This is a genomic window from Methanosphaera sp. BMS (assembly GCF_003268005.1).
Taxonomy (GTDB): domain Archaea; phylum Methanobacteriota; class Methanobacteria; order Methanobacteriales; family Methanobacteriaceae; genus Methanosphaera.
In genome coordinates, this window is sequence record NZ_CP014213.1 from 2717550 (window position 1) to 2735901 (window position 18352).

The window sequence follows — 18352 nt, forward strand, 5'->3', positions numbered from 1 at the left end:
TAAATATGAATTATTTTATTGATAAACCTTTATACAATGGTTTTTTATAATGATTGGTGTTATAAATAGAAATAAATGAATTTGATATGATAATGTAATTGTAATGATGAATGTTTACATAGCCGTAATTAAAAGAGGGATATTTAACAATTAACCATAAAAAAGAAAAAATGGGAGATGAATGTTTAACTCATTTAAAAATTAAGTATTGTCTATGATATCGTCAATGATTTGGATGAGTATTTGATTGGATTGGATTGTGTGTTTCCGTTGTAGTTAATTGTTATTTCATATACTCCAGGGTTCATGTAGTTTGGTATTGTGTATTCCCATTTTGCCAGTCCTTTTGTTATGTTTTTGGTTGTGTATATTTCCTCGAAGAATTCCGTGACTATTGGTACGGTTTTTCCATTTACTTTGAAGACATATTTTCCACTTATGACTGGTGTTTTGGTGTTTTTGTTGGTTAATGTTGCCGTTAGATTTACTGTTTTACCTGGTGTTGCTTTGATAGGGTTTATTTTTACAACTACGTCCTGTTTGGATATGTTTATTGTTGAGTTGATGACTTTTGTGTTGTATCTGTAGTTTTCACCGAGGGTTATTTTGAATTTGTTTTCACCAGGTGGTAGGTAGGGTACGATTATTTCGGTGTCAAGTATTGAGTTTGATACTGTGAGTGTTTTTACTGTTCTGTCTCCTAGTTTTATTGCTACTTGTGTGTTTCCGTAGATTTTGTTTCCGTTGGTGTCTGTTAGTGTTTGTTTGATTCTGATTTTTTGTTCGCTTGTTCCGTTTAGTTTTATTGTGAATGTTTTGTATGTTCCTTTGTTAACTGTCATTTTGGTGCTGTTTTCTGCTCTGTTGAATCCTGTTTTTGAGAATATTGCTGTTACTGTGTATTCTTTTCCACTGTAGCTTGCAAGTGTCATTGTAAGAGTACCTTTACCGTTTTTGATGGTTATTGCGGATGTCTGTGTGTTGATGTCTTTTATGCTTAATCCGTTTATTTTAACTACTGCTGTTCCGTTTACTGCTTTTTTGGCAGTGTCGGTTATTGTTAGGTTGATTTTGATTGTTTTTCCTGTGTCAACCTTTTTAGGTGCCTGGATTGTGATAATGGCATCTTTTTTATCAAATGGAGATGTGTTATTTTTGATGGTGGTCTTACTTGAATTGGTACTTACCACAGAATTATCTCCATACAGATTATCTGCAACCAAGTCGTTATTGAATACGTTAACGTTATCGCAGTTTCTTATATAAACTGCTTTGGAATTATTGTTGCGGTCTGTTGCTCTGACTTTATTGTCTTTAACTATTATGTTGTCGGATGCTTCCTGTATATGAATACCGTTATTGGATGGGGGAATGTACTCTGCGAGGGTAGAATTTCGGGCACTGTTTCCGCTTAATGTCATTTCATTGTTTGTTATGTTGCTGTTTTTAGAACCGGATAGTCCGATACCCATGGCATATTCACCACTTACGTTCATTGTATTGGAATCTATGTTGCTATTGTGGACGTTGTATATTTCAAATGCATATCCGATTTGTGCATCTATTTTCACATCATTGTTTTTTATGGTTATGTTTTCCGTTCCACTTGCCACTGTATTTGTTGCTATTATTCCAAAGCTTACAGTATCTTCATCAGGTGTGGCGTTGATGATTCTTGCATCAACCTTATTGTTTTGAATCAGACAGTTGGTAGCTTTATCACCTAATTGTATGCCATTGCTATATCTGATACTTGTGGCAGTGATATTATTGTCCAATACTTTGATGTTGTCTATGGAGTTTAAGACATTGATTCCATATACAAATCTTGCATCGCTTACATGTACATTATTATTTTTGATTGTTACATTGGATATGATTTCTTCAGGATATCCCTGTACTTCTATCGCATCTATTGTACCTGTAAATTCATCAACGGCATCTTTATGTTTTTTTGCAGTAACGGTATTATTTTCAATAAGGGTATTGTTTGCTTGGTTAACTATTCCAAAGGTAAATGCCATATTTTTACGTTCTGCATCATCAAAGTTAATGTTCTTTGATGGTCCTTCCACATTCACGATGTTATTTACTATTATTACATTTTTTGCTTCATTACGTATGCCTTCGGTCACGCCATCGGCATTTTTCAGTGTAACCTTATTGTTTGTGATATTGGTGTTTTCTGCCAGATTCAGAATTGCATTATCATAATCGGTTGTCGTGATTGTAATGTTTGATAACAGGTTATTTCCGGCTTCATCCGATATTATTATCTGTCCGCCAGTAAGTTTTGCATTATTTCCTATAACCTTCAATCCAACCTTGTCTATGTAGAACTCCATGTCCTTAAATGTTCCGGATAGGATTATGGTATCGTTTTCCTTAACATTTTTGGTCGTTGATCCATCTCCTAAATCGAAATATCTTCCAATATTTGTTTCATCGACGTTATAGGTTGCTTTTTTAATATTTTTTGATTCTTTGTTTATGCTTGTAGTCTCTTGTCGTGTTTTTAACTCATCCTGTGTATCCATGGGTATGGATGTATCCTGAATGTTAATATCCTGTGAATTTGAATCAATATCATCTACTTCGCCATAGTCCTCTGGATTCATTTGACTGGCTGATACTGTGGATATACCTAAAATAAGTATTAATAGCGATATTAATAGGATTATCTTATCTGTATTTTTATTCATAGATTAACTCCTGCTTCTTTTATCAGCATATGATTATTTTAAAAGACTTTATATAATACATATTATGATTTTTAATAATATTAATTTATGCATAATTACTTATTTATTTAGAATTGGTTCAAAATTAGTTGATTATTTATTTTGCATCTTTGGGGTTTAAGATTGAAGTTGTAAATAATTTAAAAAGAAAAAAAGATAATGGTGGTTAATTGGTAACCACTAATATGTCTTTAAAGTCTACTCTTGCACCGGTTAGTCTGTTGTTACCACTGTAAGTAACAGTAATGGTATTTTTACCGATTAATGATTTTGTAATTGGTATCTTAATAGTTACTATACCATTCTGTGGAACCGCTACTATTGGATTTCCATTAGCATCTTTAACAGTTACTCCTTTGATTTTAAGTGCCACTTTACCTGATACGGCATTGTGTGTTAAGGATTCGTTGGTAATACGTACTTTCATGGTAATGTTTTGACCGACTTTGGCAGTTGTTTTGTTAAGTTGAATTACAGTTTTCATTGGATATACATCAAATGCCCTTTCTGCTCTTGCAGAGGTTAATGTGTCTGTTCCACCGTATACAAACTGTACGACGTGTTTCTGGAATACGCTGTAACCGACTGGTATGACATAGTTGTATGTTGCTATTCCATTAACGATGTTTGTTGTACCGATAGTCAATCCATTGATTTTAACTGCTACTTTTCCACTTGTTAATGCTTTACCGTTTTGGGTGAATTTTGCTTTGAATGTGATAGGTGAACCCACTGTACCGTTTGAGTTGTAAACGGATGCTACAACCTGATTTTGAATACCAAGTATCGTTGAAATATTGCTTTCTGCAAATTGATCGTTACCATAGTATTTGATTACCAGTGGAAGTGTTGTAATAGGACTGTTTGATGGTATTTTGTATGAATGTGTTATTTTACCGTCTGTCAATGTTTTTGTTGCAAGTTTGGTGCCGTTTAATATGATGTCCACTTTACCGTTCATATTGTTTCCAAGGTTATCTTTAACCGTTGCATTTATCTGAACAGTTGAACCCGGTGTTCCAAGTACTTTGTTTGCTGTTATGACTGTTTTTGTTGCATTTTTGGTTATTGCTGCGGTTGCACGTGCAGTTGAGTTCTGGAAGTTTGTACCGCCCATAACTACGATAATATCATAGTTACCTGCTCTCCAGTAATTAGGAATGCTATAAGTTATTGTTGCTTTGCCATCTGTAATCTTACTTGTTCCTACAGTGGTACCACCGAGTCTGAATGTTGCAGTTACATTTGACACGTCTTTTGTTCTTGAGCTCATGTATGCAACAAGGGTGATTTTTCCACCTACCTGTCCATCAACATTTTTAGCACTACATTTTATTGGGTATAGGTAGTTGTTTTGAATCAATGCTTTGGATTCGTTTTTAACTGCCTTGTCACCGAAGGTTTTATTTCCTTGTAATGAGTTGTTTGTCACATTGTTTTGTACGCTGTCATAATCTATGTATACTGGCCATTGTGCGTTGGTTTTAATTGTGTTTGCAGTTACTGAGTTGTTGTGTGATTTTTTACTTAGGAATACTCCCTGGTCTCCTGCTGGAATTGAGTCTGAATGTGCATATCCGACTATTGTACCGTATTCTTTCTGTGTAATATCGAAGATGTTTCCTTTAATGGTGTTGTGTGTTGAAGCTTCACTTGCTACACCGTATGGTTGGGTACCTTTTATTTTAAATGTGTTGTTTTCTATTGTGTTGTAATGGGTGTGGTATAATTCAGTGGCATATGTTGCTGCACCTTTTGCTGTAATGTTGTTGTTTGTAAGTGTTAGGTTTCTGCATGATTCGAATACTACGCCATATCCATAGTCTGCATAGTATCTGTTGCTTTTTCTTGGCGTGATTGTTATGGTGTTCTGATCAACTAGTGTGTTTACACTGTTTAATCCGGCAATGAACCCTTCAGTACAGTATCCACCAAGTACTTTAACGGTGTTTTTTCTGAAGGTATTGTTTGATGCATTGTGGGTTAGTATTGACTGACCCCATGGAGCACCTAATACTCCCATACCATAGGCGTATGGTCCATAACTGTCAATGTATACCTGGTTGTATGTTACATTGTTTTCATGGCTGTCGAAGTATATGTCTATACCGACAATACTGTTTTTACATTCATCAGTAGGTCTTGTATAACCTTTGAATTCGGATTTTGTATTGATTACGTTGCGGTCTATTGAATTTAATGATGAGTATACAAGTACGATTCCATGATTGTGTAATATTTCTTTAATGGTACCTATTTTATCGTTGAACATTATTTCATCATAGTATTCATATGGGATAGCACTTTGATTGATGAATATGTTGTTGTTTTTTATCACATTCAAGTCTGATGAATAGATAAACATACCATTGTTAACTAGGTTTCCGCTAGTGTTTATTTTACAGTTTGTAATGGTGTTACCTGATGATACATATAAGAATATACCAAAGCTTTCGGTATTGTCGAAGTTAGTGATGTTTACATTGGTAATGTTACAGTTATTCACCTCTAATAACTCAAGACCATGTCTGTTAATGTGTCCAGGTTTTTTATTGTTAATTCTTATGTCTTTTACTGTTGATGAATCTGCATCTTCCAGCAATGTTATTGTACCTGTATTGATTACACAGTTCTGACCGATTAAGTGTACTTTTTGTGGGAATTGGAAATCCTTATTGTTGAAGGTACCTTTTAGGATTACGGTATCATTCTTGCTAATCTTTGAATTTGCTATGCCTTCCTCATCAAAGTATTGTACATAGTTGGAATCTGTAATGACAAATGTCTTGTTTGATTCCGGAAGTTCTGCTGATGAACCGATAATTGGTGCCAAGTATGCTTTTTCCAATCCTTTACCGTTTTTGGATGACAATACGTTGGATTCGTCAACTGTTACAAATGATTCATCTTTACTTCTGGCACCGGCTTCTGAAAAGTCAATCGCATAGGCTGCCTGTGAACTAATCACATTGTTTTTGACGGTAATATAGTTCACCTTCTTGCTCGACGACTGCTTCTTGAAGTAAATACCCGTCTTTCCACTTGTAATATTGTTTTTTCGAATATTTATGTTCTTATGGTTACCTTTGGCGTATATACCATATCCTTCAGTGGATAAGATGTAATTGTTTGTTACATTCACATTACTTGAACCGATAATTATTCCGGCACCACTGTTTGAGTAGATTCTATTGTTTTCAATAACAACATCCGGTCCACCGGTTTCAATACCTACTGTGGAGAAGTTAACCCTTACTTCGTTGTTTTTAACAATAGCTCCTTCACAGGCATATATACCTTGTGCCGTAGCGTTTACCTTGTTGTATGTGATTGTATTGTTTTTGAAGTCCTGTGTGGATATACCACGATATCCCTGATTTACCGTGTTGTTGTGGATAATGTTGTTTTTACCCATAACCTGTATGGTATAACTCCATGATGTGTTTCCACCTGTTACATAGTTGTGCTCAATTATGTTATTGTCACAGTATCCTCCACGGAATAAACCTGAACCATATGCACTAAAGTAAATACCATTAGCACGGTCGCTTGAAACTGTATTGTTTACAATCTTGTTGAAGTAACAGTTACCCATAGGTAAAGCTGTGTGTGTACGGTTATAATTTGAATCACCAATATCGACTACTCCTGCTGTCTGGGTAGTTTTGATGGTGTTGTTAATGATGGTACTTTCGTTCATCTCATCACATGCTATTGCAAATGCAAATACACCATGTACGTGTATCGTGTTATTTGCAATGTATAAGTTTTTGGTGATGTTGGTATAGATACCTGTACCATATGGGTTATTGTTGTGTATTGTTAGGTTATGGACTTGACTTCCCTGTGAATTCAAACCCTGAACATTTACAGAACAATTGTACAGTTTTGCAGTTCTTCCTACGCTGGTAATGGTTACGTTTTTCTTATCTATGGTAAAGTTAACACCTTTAAACTCACCTTGTAAGTCAAGAACATCTCCAGCCATTACTTGACCACTACTGATGGTTTGATTTGTTTTCGGATCTTTTGTAAAGAAATTGTTGTAATTCTTGGATGTTATAACTGTTACCACAGGTGCTTGTTTAATATTTTTATCTTCTGAATTGCTAATTTTACTGGAATCAGTGCTTGCTTGAATATCCGTTTTTTCAGATATCTGAGCTGTATGGGTGGTTACACTACTGTCTTTAACATCAAGTGTATCCTGAGTATCGCCAGTAATGTTGTCACTTGCCGATACAGCTGTAACGCTAAGCATGAATAAGATTACTGTTACCAATAAAAATTTATTTATGCCTTTCATCTTTTCACCTATGTCTTTTTCTCGGATTATTTTTTCTAAAATTATCCAAAGAATACTACTATATTTATTATGGATAATTATTAAACTTTAAGTATGCTTTTATAAAGTAATTTTTAATAACTATTACAGTTTCATAGATTTTTTAAATTTTTTATTCGGATAAAAAAATTTTAATTGGATTATATTTGTTGTGGCTTTATTTTTGAAATGTTACTATGGCCAGTTGATAATCAGTAAAATATTCATTTTTTAAATTAGGAATATGAAAAATAACAGTTTCAATCCTCTTTTTCACTTATAATTTACTGACAGATATGTTAAATGGAAAGATTCCAATGTTTTGTTAAAAAAATAGAGTTTGAATGATTAAAATATTTCAATTTTTAAAATCAGTTGTAATAATGATGAATATATAAAAAAATGGGTTTAGAAGTAAGCACTTTTAATCATTGATAAATATTTGAATAAGTTTATCAGAACACTCAAAATAACAATTATGAATGCTATTAACAATATTCTTTTAATGATTTTCTTTTCCTTTAAAAGATAATTCGGATCTTTTTTTAATCCTTTTGGTGCTCTTAATGTATTTTTCATATTTATCACTTTTTAAAAAAAAATTAGCAGATATGAGTAAATTCATATCTATTACATTGCATAAAGCAGTGGCGATATAAGCTCTTCTTGAACCACTACCATCTTTCCAGTCTTTGGATCCTGGTAGGTAGTACCCATTTTCTGATAACCTGAACCGGAACTGGTAATGTTTTCCGGTGTCTGATTTAATTCCTGATAGTTATCTTCAAGTTCAATCATCTCTTTTGCCGCTTCAACTGCACTTTGTTTCTGTTCTTGAGTCATATCACTAAACATAATAGTTTCCAAACCCGTAGACATTATTGCAAATATCATAAAACCAACTGCCAATACCAGCATAACATCGGTCATATTTACAATTGAAGCCATAGGGTCGTTATCCTCTTCATGATGAATATCCCTACGTTTTAGTGACATATTTACACCTCTATGATTACTTCTGCAATGTCATATAAAGCGGTTATCTCTTCATCATACCATCTTCTACGTACTTTAGATACCACATAACAAATGTTAGCGGCTGCTAACCCTGCAGTAGTGGTGTTGAATGCAGTTGTAAGGCTGGTGGTAAGTGTTTGCATATCCCCAGCACCAAGTGCCGCTAAACCCGGACCCATAGGTATGATGGTACCAAGTAAACCACATGCAGCACCAACTTTTGCTACAATATCCACTAATTCTAAAGATTTTGATATTTTAAATTCTTGTTCTTCAATCATACTTCTAGCAACAGTTTCACGTGTCTTTTTACTGTATAAATTTTTATCTAACTTTGCAATGGAACATAATAACTCTTTATCATTGTTTGTTAGATTTGAATGATTTATTACTTGGCATATCTGATTAGAGTTTACACAGGAAGATATGTTTCGTAATAGGATGTCCTTCTTCTGTCCATCCAATTGTCTTCTTCCAGTATATTCTGCAAGTATTGAACCTATTTCGTATACAGCAAAAATTATGAATATTACTAGTAATATCATAACAGGTATAAGTAAACTTTGAGCTATAACGTTCAATATACCTGATAATATTTCTCCCCCTGGAATTGTCGCCATAATTTTATTCTCCTATATTCAGTAGTTTAGGAAGGAACTAGTCTTTCTAGCCATTACCGCTCCTATTATCATTAATATTATTCCTCCAACTACAACAGCTAATGTACCTGATAAACTGGCAAGTGCTATGCTGCTTCCTTCTGATACATAAACCATATTCGGCAGTATTAGGATACATAATAAGAAATATAATCCCATGAATATCATGAAGTTACCCAATACTATTGGATATGGTTTGTCTATTTTTGAGACTATCTTTGTAGATAGGAAATATGTTATTGCCATAACTATCACTAAAGCTACGGATGATAATGACCCCAGTGCAACAGTAGACACACCGGCAACCGGTGCAATCATTATGACGGATGCTAATATTGCTCCAAAACAGCATGGACATGGTGCCACCATAGCCATACACGTTGCACTTCCACTATTTTTTCCCGTAACTTTCCAATCATAAATGGTTTTAAATCCTGTTACCAATATTATCACTGCTATAACGGCAAATATTGCGGAACTGTAACCATATACGATTTGATAAATCTGGTCAGTAAATGGTTGGCATATATATGATAAAATTATTAATCCAATTCCATAAGCAATTAAAATATATATGGCAGTTTTTCTTTTAATTCCTGAGAATCCCAGTGCCAGTCCAATCTTAACACCGAATATTAGAACTGCTAATAATATTCCATATTGTAAGAATTCTTCAAACATATATCTGTCCCTCCATATCGGTTATTCAATAAATCATAATTTCATTATTCAAAAATTATTAACTTACATAAGAATATTTTTATTTGTCCTTATTATTAATATTTTTATAATTGAAATTAGTTTAGAATTTTTTTTAAAAAAGATTTGAATGAATGGTTAAATATTTCTTATTTTTTTTCATTATTCCAAAAAAAATATATAATTACTTAACCATAATAAATACCATGAAGAAGTAGATATACTCTGGTGGCTTCTTCAATTATTTATTAATTGAAAAGGAGGTAAAAATATCAGAATTAGAAATTCTATACTCTTATCTTTCATGGTCATACTGATGGTATTGTTGTCAGTATCACTAGTAAGTGCTAACGATGAAGTTGATACATTAGATACACATGATGTGGATAAGTTATCTACAAACATGGAAGATAATACATTAAACAGAGAAGATAATTCTAATATAATAAAAGACGATAATAATGACTTAAATGCAAAAACTGATGAATCCTCATCGGAGGAGGTTAAATACACATCAGATAAGAATGATTCATTAAAAACGGCATCCAAGAAAATCGAACCTACCATAAGATTAAGTGACTACAGCATATACCGTAATCAAACAACCACATTCTATGCAAGGATAATGGATGAAAATGCAACCGGAACTGCAATTTTTAAAATCAACGGTATAACAATAAGTGACAAATTAAATGTTCAAAATGGAATAGCATCAACAGACTTTACAGTTCCTGTAAATTGGGGTCTTCAAACCCACACATTAACATTTGTATATGCAGGAAACGATATATATAAGGAAGCCAGAGTAAATTCAACACTGACTCTTGAATATGATCTTGATAGGTTAGATGCCAATTTAAAATCATCAAATTATGTTGCAAAGTATAATCAAACCGTACGATTAGAGGTAACATTGAACAAATCCGCTACTGGAAAAGTTGCATTCAAACTAAAAAACAAGACAATTGCAATAGTCGATGTAGGAAATGGTGGAGCATACTATGACTTTGAACTAAAGACAATAACTCCTAATAGATACAGATTGTCTGTAGTATACAGTGGTGATTGGAAGTTTGCGGAAAAAAGATTAAACTATAATCTTACCGTGATAAAAATCAACACTAAAATTACCACAAAGAACGTAACATCAAAGGCAGGTGCTCAAACAATATTCACGGCAAAAGTGGTGGATGAATACAACAACAACGTAACCAAAACAAATGTATCCTTCAAATTAAATGCGGGAAGTATCGGTGTAGTCGAAACTGATGAATATGGAATAGCAATATTAAATACAACAACCGATTACAGATTGGACAAAACAAATTATACAATCACGGCAGTTGTCGGAGCAAACGCAATCAGGGAAGCAAACAGTACTACTGCAGTACTTACAATGAAACAGTTAAAAACAAAAACACAAGTATCGGATATCAATGCTAAACCAGGGGATAAAGTAACATTATCCACATCAGTAGCAGATGAAAATGGAAACCCAGTACTAAATGGGTATGTAACGGTATACGTAAACTCTAAAAAATACACGCAAATAAACGTGAAAGATGGATTTGCACGATGTTCATATTCAATACCGGCAAATATGGCAGGTAATCTGAACTTAAGCTCGATATATACCGGAACATGGAAATATGCAAACAGTAATTCAACTGGTGCAATAGCCATAACCAAACTGGCTACAAAAACACGGGCCGGAAACGTGCTAACAAAACCAGGATTTAGCAGTGAATTCAGTGCAAACGTAACAGATCAAAACCAGAAAAATGTGAATGAGGGAGTAGTTGTATTTAAATTAAATGGAAAAGTGGTAGGTAATGCAACGGTTAAAAATGGACAGGCAATCCTGAAATATGCTGATCCATTAACTGCTGCAGGTAAATATCGTATAAATGCAAATTACCTTGGAACAGATTTATATAAGGAAAGTGCTGATGAAAATATCTACAATGTAAGTCAACTAAAAGTTGTAATGAGTGCAGATAACTATTCAACAGTAGTTGGAAAAACCGTGACCCTAAAAGTAAACCTGCTTGATGAGTCAAGATATGTGGTAAACAATGGAACCGTAAGGTTCTATGTAAACAACACATATATCGGTAATGCATCCGTAGTTAAAGGAGTAGCTCAAATAAACTTCACACCATCATTAAAATATGAATCAAAACAGGTAAGATACACGGCAAACTATACCAAGAATAACTATTACCTAAATGCAACAACATATGCAAACCTAACAATAACCAAACAGCTGGAAGTATATGTCAGTCCAAACGGTAATGACAATAATTTCGGAAACAAAACACATCCATTTAAAACAATAAGCCATGCAATCAACCACGTAGCATTACTTGGTACAATCAACCTGGCAAAAGGTACATATAAGGAAAATGGAATACTGGTAAACAATTCCGTTAAAATAATAGGTACAGGGGTAAACGATTGTATAATTGACGGAAGCTCATCCAAGATGATATTCAACGCATCAATTGAAAAATACTCCCTTGAGTTACAGAGGGTATGTTTACAAAATGGTAAAAGCAGTATTCCAAATACTGCGGGAGCCATATACTCTGCCGGAATGCTCATAACAAACGGAGTTAAGTTCCTGAATAATGCCGCAACAGGTTCAAACTCTGCAGGTGCAATATACAGTCTCGGATCATTAAACATAACTGGTTCAACATTTATTAACAATACTCTAACAGCTCCTAACGCTGAGGGTGCAGTTATACGTACAATAAATAACAATACAACTGTTATAGCATCAACATTTATGGATAACGCGGCAAAAGGTAACATGGTGGCCGGTGGTGGAGCAATATATGCTCAAAGGGTATCATTAATCATAATGAATACGACATTCAACAAAAACACTGCAACTGCTAGAAATGTTACCGGCGGAACATTGAAAATAGTCAATTCCACTGCGTCAATATATAATGTACGAATATTAAACAGTAACGCCAACGCTACAGAAAATGCAATGGGTGGAAGTATCTGTGACTTAAGCAGTAACATGGAGTTGAATAATGTTACTGTACAGAACAGTTTAATAGATGCAAAATCCATCGCAAGTGGTGGGGTAATATACTTGGAATCAGCACAGATGGAAATAACCAATTCAAAATTCCTCAACAGCAGATTGAAAGCTACTAATGCAATGGGTGGAGTTATATCCACATATTATGGACTTACAACTATTCGTGGCAGTGACTTTGAATTAACAAACATTGCAAGTACGAATAACTCCTACGGAGGAGTAATCTATCATACATTAGGTACATTATACACCATAAACACGAAATTCAACAATACCTTATCCAAGGCAAGTACGGTATATGGTGGAAGCATATACTTCTCAGGTACAACACTAAAACTAAACCACACAAACATTACTCAAAGTGTGATAAATGCTACAAGCACAGGACTGGCCGGTGCATTATACTCTGAGGCCAATGCTGAAATTGAAGCATCAAACTTCATAAACAATAAAGCAAGTGGTAAGAGTGTTGGAGGGGGAGCAATAGCAACCCTTGGTAACCTTGTAATTACAAAAACAAACTTCATATCAAACAATGCATCCAATGTTGGAAATGCAATAACGGGAGTTCAGAAATTAATTACAATAAACGGTAACTATTGGGGTTCAAGTTCTCCTAACTGGAAAAATGAACTTAAAGGTATAAACGAGCCTACAAGTTATTCAAAAACACAAATTATAAATTAGAATTATCTAATTATTTTCTTTTTTTTCTTCTTTTTGATTAGGGTTAACTTTTATCCTATTTAAGCTTATTTTTGAATAATGTTATTGTTTATCCTGTTTTTTCACTTACAGTCTATTTTTTTTACTGAAAGTGAAGCTAAATTTACCCGATTATCCGATTAACCTGTCCTGTAAAATAAATTTTCTAGAAGAAATCGTGATAATTAACTCATAATAAAAAAAGTATAAATGTGGAGGTTATATTTATTCTATCTCATTATCCTTTACATATCTTTTAAATATGAATGCCAATACGGCCCCTGCAAAGTTCTGCCAAACTGAATATAATGCCCCCGGAACTGTTGCAAGTGCAAGGTTCGGAAAATGGGTCTTTGCAAGGCTGGTTGATAATCCGGAGTTTTGGAATGCCAATTCAATGGCTATCGTAATTGCTTGTTTAAATTTCATTCCGGATAAGTAACTTACAATCAAACCGATAATCATTGCAAGTATGTACTGCAAGATAATTACCATAAGAATTATCCAAGAGGTCGTCATAATCGCATCCTTATTTGCTCCCAACACTCCTCCAATAATCAGACAAATTGCGATGGATGAAACCGCGGGCAAGTACTCTTTCAATTCTTCAGCAAATTTTGGGAATTTATAGTTAATGAATAAACCCAGTGCTATTGGAACAATCACTATCTGTACAATTGATATGAACATCTCAATTGGATTAAATGCAATATTGTTTCCGATTAATAATAATGTAATTATCGGTGTTAATAATGGGGAGATAATCGTAGAAACTGCTGTGAGTGATACTGACAATGCAAGATCTCCTTTTGCAAGGAATGTTATTACATCGGATGCCGTTCCACCAGGCACTGTTCCAACCAATATTAAACCTACCGTCAACGCTTCGTTCAATGAAAATATCTTTGCTAAGCATAATGCAAGTAGTGGCATTATGATATACTGTGTAGAAATACCTACCAAGACTTCTTTAGGTCTTTTAAATACATTTACGAAATTATCCACTTTAAGTGTAGTTCCCATTCCAAAAAGTATCAGTCCCAACAATAGGTTAATGGTATTTGTTCCATAGATATTACCCATTACCCATTTGAATGAATTAGGATAAAATAATGTTATAACAACCGTTAGTATAATTATAATAACATAATATTTTTCAATAAGTTTGAATATTCTTTTCATGGGATTATTTTTCTATTTAATCATTAAAATAATTTCGGTAATGATTACGATTAAGCACTGCTTTCAAAAGAGAATATCTTGTTTTTTTAAGTTTATCCTCGCTTGATTAAAAAAAATAAATGTTCTATTGCGGTTCCATTCACAAAAAAAGATTAAAGGGGGATGAAATTAAGATATAATCAATTCTATATCCTTGCTCATGGCATAATGATTGTTGTTTTCACCTACTTTAAGGGTCATTGTTTGTTTTAATGTTTCCCCATCCTTAACGCGTGGTGTTTTGATGTTGATAATTACTACACCTTCATCTATTTGTAGGCTACTGTTTATTGTCTTACCGTTAATCTTATATCCTGCCTGTCCATACGGTATGAAATTGTTGTTTGAATCATAGAAATATACTCTTATAGGATTTTCGCTATCGGCAAACAAATCCAGTGAGTCAAAGTCCACATGTACCATATGCTTTTTAACACTAAGCGTTGTCTTGTTCCTGTTTGATTTCTTATTCTCATCTCCGGAGTATACGATGCTTATTTCATAGTCCTTTACTTTAAGTGTTTGTTCAATTGTATACGTTGCCCTTGCCGTTCCATTGACTACCCTTATCTTTGAAGCGAATGTCTGATTATTGATTTTAAATGTCACATATCCATGGTTAACATTATTTTTGCCCATCTTTATTGTCGCCACAACTTCAATTGTACTTCCCACTTCTATTGGGGTGTTGTTTTTGATTGTAATGGCAGTTGTCACATCACGTTTAGGTATGCTTACTGTAATATTTTTTCTCAGAACCTTCTTGTCATTTGTTTGTATTATTACATTCAATGTATAATTTGCTTTGGATAACTGTGTTGGTATGTCATACTTGTATGTGTATGAACCGTTTATCACCTTTGAATTGTTAATTGTCATTCCATTGAGTTTAAGGTTTAGCTTACCGTTGATATTTTTAGGTAGGTTAACCTTAATGTTTAGTGTTTGATTGTTGTTTGATAATGTATATGTAATTTTTGATTCAATTGGTGTCAAAGTCAGAATGTCATTATCAATCTGTGCTATACTGCTGTTTGATCTGGTTACAACTTCATTTGTAACGTTTTTGTTTATCTCGAGATTATTTAATTTGTATGTGGTGTTGTCTCCATAGAATATGGCTTTTCTTTCAGGTATTAGATGTGTCAATACACGTCCCGTATTTGTCGTGTCGATTCTGACAATCACATCTGTATCGTAGTCCTTGATAAATGAGGACGTATTCGTGTAGTTTGCCACTACCCATTCCTTTGGAGTATATCCAATGTCCTGCCATCTAGGATTGGAACAACCCCACCAATTGTTTTCAAGGGATATGATGTTTTCCTTTTGACTTACAATTGTCTGGTTGTTGTCATCTGAATTATCTACAAATACATTATACTCCGCATCCACATATTTAAGGTTATGAATTGCTCCTCCTTTTTCACCACCAGTATTTTTCAGGAATACTGAGTCTCTGATGGTTATGATTCCACATACGGTTAAATCGGTCATCTTCTTATTTGATATTGCACCACCAAATGTTGTGGCACTGTTTTCAAAGAAGGTGGTATTGATTAACGTAAGATTTCCAAGTTCATTTTCACTCATTGCAATGTTCTGTATTGCTCCGCCTTCTGCTCCGGCTACGTTTGACTCGTATGTACAGTTTGTAGATAGGAAGTGGTGTGTATTTGTTATTGCCCCTCCATCATATGTCGCATGGTTTCCAATAAAGAAGGAATTGTTTGTAATTGTTCGGCCCGTATTATATATTGCTCCACCATAGAAGTGCTGAGCATCATTTTTAAAGAACAATGTATCGTTTACAGTCAGGTTTCCAAATGCATTATATATTGCTGCTCCACTTACTCCCCTGTTATACATGAAGGTTGAATTGGATATGTCTGTTTTTGATCTGATGCTGTAGACTGCTCCACCTACATTTATTGTTTCACTGTTTGTGAAGTTTGTGTTTATGATGCTTGTCTGTGCATTCTCGGTGTAGATACTTGCACCCCATGAAGCGGTATCATTGTCGAATACACAGTCTTTAACTGTCAGGTTCATTTTATTATATATAAATCCGCCCTTTGCACTTCTTGAATCTCTAAAAGCGTTTTGGAATAGGGAATTTTCTATTTTTAACGTACCATTGTTGTTTATGGCGGCACTTACCGTTGAGTTATAATCTCTGATTGTAAGATTTATCAACGTTAAGCTACTGCCTCCAGGAATATTGAATAACCCATTTTTGGAGTTAGTATAAAGAATGGTTTTATCCTTATTTTGCCCAACAATGCTAATATTATTGTTTAAGTTAATTGTATCCAGTTTATATTTTCCATTAGCTACATTTATAATTGTGTTGCTTTTTAATTTATTGACGGTTTTTTCATCAATTGTCTTATAGGGATTGTCCTTACTTCCATCCTCAGTTGTACTTTTTGATGATTTGTTCACATAAACATTATTATCTGCTGTTTTGACATGTGATGGTTCTGTCTTGATTAAATCATGTTGAATGCCCGTATCCGTTTGAACGGGTGATTCATCACTTTGATTATCTGATGCAAATACGATAGTACTTGCCATGATAATTGTGATGAAAAATATCAACATTACATATGATTTTTTCATATTTGTCCTCCATTTTAATTTAAATAATTAATTACTTTATATTATATATGTACATCTTATTAAATTTTTTTTTAATCAATTAATATTTAATGAAATCTTTTTCTAGCATGAATTTTACTGTTGAAATTTTTATTATTAAAAAGATATAATAATATCAAAATAAAGATATTCTTATTAGAAGTTAAATAATAGGATAATATGTTTAACAAATTATAGTTAAAGGAGTTTTTAACATGAAAGGTATAATCTTATCTGGAGGACATGGTACAAGACTTAGGCCATTGACTCATACGGGACCTAAACAATTAATACCTATAGCTAATAAGCCAGTAATCGAGTATGCTATTGAAGATTTACGTGATGCCGGAATAGTGGATATCGGAATAATTCTCGGTACAAATATGCCTAATAAGATAAAAGACGAACTCAAGGATGGATCACATTTAGGAGTAAACTTAACATATATCATGCAGGGAGAGCCTAAGGGGCTGGCTCATGCAGCCGCTACTGCAAAGGATTTTGTGGATGGGGATTCATTCGTAATGTATCTTGGAGATAATATTCTCAAATCCGGTATTGAAGAGTTTGTAAGTAAGTTTGATGAAAGTGAATTTGCCGCCAGAATACTACTGCAGGAGGTTGAAGATCCCAGACAGTTTGGAGTTGCCGAATTAAATGACAATAACGAAGTCATAAAACTTGTGGAAAAACCGGAACATCCAAAAAGTAACCTTGCATTAGTCGGTATTTACCTGTTCAAGAATGAGATATTTGATGCTATTAGTAAAATAAAACCATCATGGAGAAATGAACTGGAAATCACAGATGCCATTCAAAGGTTAATCGATGATGATAAGAATGTGGATTCATTCATCGTTGAAGGATGGTGGAAGGACACGGGAAAACCTGAAGATGTATTGGATGCTAATCAGTTAATTTTGGAAACAATCAAAACAGACATACGCGGTATTGTTGAAGAAAACGTTAAAATAAAGGGAAATGTAATAATAGGTGAAAATACAATTATCAAGGCGGGTTCTGTAATCAAGGGGCCTGCAGTAATAGGCAAAAACTGTGAAATCAAAGGATATGTTGGCCCATATACTGCCATAGGTGACAATACCAAAATCATAGAATCGGAAATAGATTCATCCATCGTTATAGGTAGTTCAGTAATCCATTCCGATAAAAGAATTACCGAAAGCTTACTTGGTCAAAACTCTAAGATTATATCAGATAAAAACACCTATCCTAAGGGCAGAAGCTTTGTCATTGGAGAAAACTCAATAATTAAATTATAGGAAGT

At 33.8% G+C, this 18352-nt stretch carries 10 protein-coding genes; 2 read left to right on the forward strand and 8 right to left on the reverse strand.

Annotation, left to right across the window (positions count from 1 at the left end; genetic code table 11):
* Positions 1-212: 212 nt before the first annotated feature.
* The 6 genes from AW729_RS10400 to AW729_RS10420 form a co-directional block, all read right to left on the reverse strand.
* Positions 213-2702: a right-handed parallel beta-helix repeat-containing protein gene (locus AW729_RS10400; RefSeq protein ID WP_112125052.1), complete on the reverse strand. Its 2490-nt coding sequence runs from the start codon at positions 2700-2702 to the stop codon at positions 213-215.
* Between the two features lie 205 nt (positions 2703-2907).
* A complete protein-coding gene (locus AW729_RS10405) occupies positions 2908-7047 on the reverse strand; it encodes a right-handed parallel beta-helix repeat-containing protein (RefSeq protein WP_112125053.1) in 4140 nt (1379 codons plus the stop codon).
* A gap of 426 nt (positions 7048-7473) precedes the next feature.
* Complete coding sequence (locus AW729_RS11345) at positions 7474-7644, reverse strand: hypothetical protein (protein ID WP_162685898.1); 171 nt, start codon at positions 7642-7644, stop codon at positions 7474-7476.
* Between the two features lie 51 nt (positions 7645-7695).
* Positions 7696-8061: a DUF2149 domain-containing protein gene (locus tag AW729_RS10410; RefSeq protein ID WP_112125054.1), complete on the reverse strand. Its 366-nt coding sequence runs from the start codon at positions 8059-8061 to the stop codon at positions 7696-7698.
* A 2-nt stretch (positions 8062-8063) separates the two neighbouring features.
* Positions 8064-8702: a MotA/TolQ/ExbB proton channel family protein gene (locus tag AW729_RS10415; protein ID WP_236951231.1), complete on the reverse strand. Its 639-nt coding sequence runs from the start codon at positions 8700-8702 to the stop codon at positions 8064-8066.
* A gap of 18 nt (positions 8703-8720) precedes the next feature.
* Entirely contained in the window at positions 8721-9422 is a 702-nt protein-coding gene (locus AW729_RS10420) for a DUF2162 domain-containing protein (protein WP_112125056.1), read from the reverse strand.
* Positions 9423-9765: 343 nt separating this feature from the next.
* On the opposite strand from AW729_RS10420, the gene AW729_RS10425 reads away from it, so the two are divergent.
* Positions 9766-13185: an Ig-like domain repeat protein gene (locus AW729_RS10425; RefSeq protein WP_162685899.1), complete on the forward strand. Its 3420-nt coding sequence runs from the start codon at positions 9766-9768 to the stop codon at positions 13183-13185.
* 243 nt (positions 13186-13428) lie between these two features.
* Here the strand turns inward: AW729_RS10425 and AW729_RS10430 are convergent, their stop codons facing one another.
* Together AW729_RS10430 and AW729_RS10435 are read right to left on the reverse strand one after the other, a co-directional pair.
* The gene (locus AW729_RS10430) at positions 13429-14385 is read right to left on the reverse strand and encodes a bile acid:sodium symporter family protein (protein ID WP_112125058.1); all 957 of its coding nucleotides are present in this window, start codon (positions 14383-14385) and stop codon (positions 13429-13431) included.
* A 168-nt stretch (positions 14386-14553) separates the two neighbouring features.
* The gene (locus AW729_RS10435) at positions 14554-17046 is read right to left on the reverse strand and encodes an Ig-like domain-containing protein (protein WP_112125059.1); all 2493 of its coding nucleotides are present in this window, start codon (positions 17044-17046) and stop codon (positions 14554-14556) included.
* A gap of 233 nt (positions 17047-17279) precedes the next feature.
* Here AW729_RS10435 and AW729_RS10440 point away from each other — a divergent pair, with 233 nt between their 5' ends.
* The gene (locus tag AW729_RS10440) at positions 17280-18347 is read left to right on the forward strand and encodes a glucose-1-phosphate thymidylyltransferase (RefSeq protein WP_112125060.1); all 1068 of its coding nucleotides are present in this window, start codon (positions 17280-17282) and stop codon (positions 18345-18347) included.
* Positions 18348-18352: the final 5 nt, after the last annotated feature.

Excerpts from the sequence above, each read along its gene's own strand:
- AW729_RS10400 (WP_112125052.1), bottom strand. The coding sequence starts at position 2,702 with ATGAATAAAAATACAGATAAGATAATCCTATTAATATCGCTATTAATA.
- AW729_RS10405 (WP_112125053.1), bottom strand. The coding sequence starts at position 7,047 with ATGAAAGGCATAAATAAATTTTTATTGGTAACAGTAATCTTATTCATG.
- AW729_RS11345 (WP_162685898.1), bottom strand. The coding sequence starts at position 7,644 with ATGAAAAATACATTAAGAGCACCAAAAGGATTAAAAAAAGATCCGAAT.
- AW729_RS10410 (WP_112125054.1), bottom strand. The coding sequence starts at position 8,061 with ATGTCACTAAAACGTAGGGATATTCATCATGAAGAGGATAACGACCCT.
- AW729_RS10415 (WP_236951231.1), bottom strand. The coding sequence starts at position 8,702 with ATGGCGACAATTCCAGGGGGAGAAATATTATCAGGTATATTGAACGTT.
- AW729_RS10420 (WP_112125056.1), bottom strand. The coding sequence starts at position 9,422 with ATGTTTGAAGAATTCTTACAATATGGAATATTATTAGCAGTTCTAATA.
- AW729_RS10430 (WP_112125058.1), bottom strand. The coding sequence starts at position 14,385 with ATGAAAAGAATATTCAAACTTATTGAAAAATATTATGTTATTATAATT.
- AW729_RS10435 (WP_112125059.1), bottom strand. The coding sequence starts at position 17,046 with ATGAAAAAATCATATGTAATGTTGATATTTTTCATCACAATTATCATG.
- AW729_RS10440 (WP_112125060.1), top strand. The coding sequence starts at position 17,280 with ATGAAAGGTATAATCTTATCTGGAGGACATGGTACAAGACTTAGGCCA.